This is a genomic window from Streptomyces sp. SID13726 (assembly GCF_010548375.1).
In the GTDB taxonomy this organism is placed as follows: Bacteria; Actinomycetota; Actinomycetes; order Streptomycetales; family Streptomycetaceae; genus Streptomyces.
This window is the reverse complement of record NZ_JAAGLY010000707.1, coordinates 1-404: the sequence shown is the minus strand read 5'-3', so window position 1 is coordinate 404 and position 404 is coordinate 1. Positions and strand designations below refer to the sequence as shown.

Annotated in this window: 1 pseudogene; it reads left to right on the top strand. The window is 76.5% G+C overall.

From position 1 onward, the window contains the following. Positions 1–404 (top strand): annotated as a pseudogene (locus G3I78_RS49880) (hypothetical protein); the annotation flags it as partial.

Below are 404 nucleotides of genomic sequence, written 5' to 3'. Positions count from 1 at the left end.
TCAGCCTGCGCACCCGCGTCGAGGCGCTGGCCACCCGGGCCGGCGGCGTCGAGCCGGTCCTCAGTGAGCTGCGGCGGCGTTTCTCGCTGGCGTGCTGGCAGGACCTGCAGCAGGTGCCGGCGCAGGCGGAGACCGCCGTGGCGCAGGCGAGCGCCAAGCTCGCGGAGGCCGCCAAGGCGCGCGACGAGCAGCGCTGGGCCGACGCGACGTCCCGGCTGAGCACGGTCCGGGCGCTGCTGGACGACGTGGACGGGTCGGTGTCCGCGGCCGGTGACCGGCTGCGCCGGCTGAACGAGGTCAGCAAGGATCCGAAGGCCGAGGTCGAGAGGACCCGGTTCGCCATCCGGGACGCGCAGCGGCTGGCGATGCAGGGCCGGGCGACGCCCGAGCCCCGGCATGCCCGG